Origin of the sequence: Actinophytocola sp. (assembly GCF_049647105.1) — a bacterium.
GTDB lineage: Bacteria > Actinomycetota > Actinomycetes > Mycobacteriales > Pseudonocardiaceae > Actinophytocola.
In genome coordinates this window covers 1-2,537 of record NZ_JBARWZ010000225.1, presented here as the reverse complement: position 1 = coordinate 2,537, position 2,537 = coordinate 1, and the positions used below count along the sequence as shown (strand labels likewise).

At 67.6% G+C, this 2,537-nt stretch carries 3 protein-coding genes; all 3 read left to right on the top strand.

The features are described from left to right. Window positions 1–394 precede the first annotated feature (394 nt). The 3 genes from WBA97_RS26795 (at window position 395) to WBA97_RS26785 (ending at window position 2,230) form a co-directional block, all read left to right on the top strand. On the top strand, window positions 395–973 hold the full coding sequence (locus WBA97_RS26795) for an HNH endonuclease (RefSeq protein WP_424233694.1): 579 nt from the start codon (window positions 395–397) through the stop codon (window positions 971–973). Between the two features lie 524 nt (window positions 974–1,497). Then, entirely contained in the window at window positions 1,498–1,740 is a 243-nt protein-coding gene (locus WBA97_RS26790; protein ID WP_424233693.1) for a hypothetical protein, read from the top strand. Continuing rightward, the gene (locus tag WBA97_RS26785) at window positions 1,727–2,230 is read left to right on the top strand and encodes a DUF5130 family protein (protein WP_424233692.1); all 504 of its coding nucleotides are present in this window, start codon (window positions 1,727–1,729) and stop codon (window positions 2,228–2,230) included. The genes WBA97_RS26790 and WBA97_RS26785 overlap by 14 nt, the downstream gene beginning before the upstream one ends. The last annotated feature ends 307 nt before the right edge of the window (window positions 2,231–2,537 follow it).

Below are 2,537 nucleotides of genomic sequence, written 5' to 3'. Positions count from 1 at the left end.
GATACACCAACATCGCGGCAGGACTCCGCCGCATGACCCGCGACCCCACCCGACCACTACAGCTACTCGGAATCACCACATGACCAGCACAAACGACTTTGACGGAACCCTGCCCGTTCCCGGGGGCATCCCGCCTTGCCAGTCTACCGGGGTATACCGACAGAACCGTGATGTCGATCTTGCCTGTGGATAACTCCCCAGGTTGGGTCCTGGGGCTCGAGATGCGATTCGGTCACTGATCAAGCACAGTGGCCGGACACGTTGCACAACACACGTGCGTTCGAGGGGTGATCTGTGGTCTGCTATGGCTGCCAGATCCGGTGGAGGTGGTCGTGTGCCCGACCGACATCCGACTCCGATCGGCGCCGCCCGTGGGCCGGCGTCGCGGACGCCCATGCGTTCGCAAGCCGACCTGTCGGATGCCGGCGCGCCTGAGCCGGCCAGTGGCGCTCCGTCCTGGGGCAAGCGCCGCGTACTACTGCTGAACACCACCTTCGAGCCGCTCACCGCGTTACCGCTGCGCCGCGCGGTGGTGCTGGTCGTGTGCGGCAAGGCCGAGGTCGTGCACGGTGACCCGGCCGGGATCGTGCTGCACTCCGCGAGCGACAGCGTCGTGGTCCCGTCCGTGATCCGGCTTTCCAGCTACGTCCGCGTGCCCTACCGGGCGCGCGTGCCGCTCACGAGAGCCGGGCTCATGCACCGGGACCGGCACCGCTGCGCCTACTGCGGCGGCCGGGCGGAGACCATCGACCATGTGATCCCCCGTAGTCGCGGCGGCGAGCACACGTGGCAGAACTGTGTGGCCTGCTGCGTGAAGTGCAACCACCGCAAAGCCGACAAACTGCTCTCCGAGCTGGGTTGGCGGCTCCGTGTGGTGCCGAGAGCGCCGCGCGGGACGCACTGGCGCCTGCTCGCGGGTGTCGTCGAGACCGATCCCCAATGGCTGCCTTACCTGGGAGAGCCGGCCGCGTAGGCCGGCTCTCCTGTGAGAACTAGGAGGCCGTCACCCGGGTGCCGAGCGTGACCCGCGTACCCCTCGTGACGCGAGTACCTGCCGTGACGCGCGTTCCCCGCGTGACCCTCGTTCCCCGGGTGACCCTGGTGCCTGCCGTGACCCTGGTGCCGCGGGTGACGCGAGTGCCGAAGGACGCCAACTGGTCCGAATGGGTGATGATCGACGAGCTGGTGGTCTGCATGACGGGGACTCCTCGGCGATACGGGCACGGAGAGTGCCGGGGAAGGGACCGCAAGGGCCGTACAGGTGAAAGCTAGGAGTCAAAACTGTAATCGACAAGACTTAAAGCGTGATGATGCGATGTCGTTCTCCGTGTTGACGCCGTTCGCACGTCGTGCTTCGTCCCGATGCATGAACTGACCGGCGCGCGCACGGCCCAGTGCGGCCGCCGGGCTCGCAGTAGCGATCACTCGATGTGATCTTGGGCGGTCCTCCGGCTGCCGAGTATCGCGTGCCGGGCGGCGCTGGGTAGTGTGTCGCGCGTGAGCGTCGTGCAGACCCTTCTGATCTACGCGGTGATCCCGCTGGCCATTTATGGCCTGGTCACTTTGCTGACCCTGCGGGACAAGTTCGCGAGGGCGCCGCGGTACCGACCGGGCCAGCCCTGGGAGTACTCCGCGGTCTGGTGGACCGCGAACCCGGCGGGTGCCGACGCGTCCGCCGTGCCAACCGGTGGCGGCAAGCCGCGCCCCACGGCCAAGGGAGGCGCTCGTGGCAGCTGGTGAGCTCGTTGTGCACGGCAAGCCCGGTGACGTCGTCGCCGAGGACGTCGAGCACGGGTACGGCGCGGTCGTGACCGCGAGCGGCCGCGTGTCGGTCGCCAAGGAGTTCACGCCCGCCAAGCCCGACCTGCCGTTCACCTCTGTGCAGCTCGCTCGTCTCGACGAGGCCCTGACGCTGTCCGCTCGCACGACGGGGCTCGGATTCAGCGTCTACCTCGGCGAGCTGGGTGACGACACCCGCGCGATGGCCGAGCAGCTGCACGCCGAGTCCGGCGAGACCGCCTCGACGGCCGTGCTCGTCGCCGTGTCGCCCGGCCAGCGCAAGGTCGAGATCGTGACGGGCGCGGACTCCACCCGCCGCCTGCCCGACCGCGCCTGCAACCTGGCCGTCATGAGCATGGTCGCGTCCTTCAAGGAAGGCGACCTGATCGGCGGCCTGGTGAGCGGCCTACGCATGCTCACCGACCAGGCAGGCCCAAAACCAAAACACTAGAAACCCAAAAAACGCCGCGCCCTCCCCAAGGAAGGCGCGGCGTTCCCATGCGCCCCCAACAAACCCCGCGAGTCCTCAATTCGGAACCCGCGAGTCTTCGGTTCGGGACCCGCGAGTCCTCAATTCGGAACCCGCGAGTCTTCGGTTCGGAACCGGTGAGTTGGGGTTTCGGGCACTGACGCTGTCAGACGCGAAACGCCAACTCAGGGGTCCTGAACCGTGGACTCGCGGGTTCTGAACGGTGGACTCGCGGGTTCTGAACGGTGGACTCGCGGGTTCTGAACGGTGGACTCGCGGGGATGGGGTT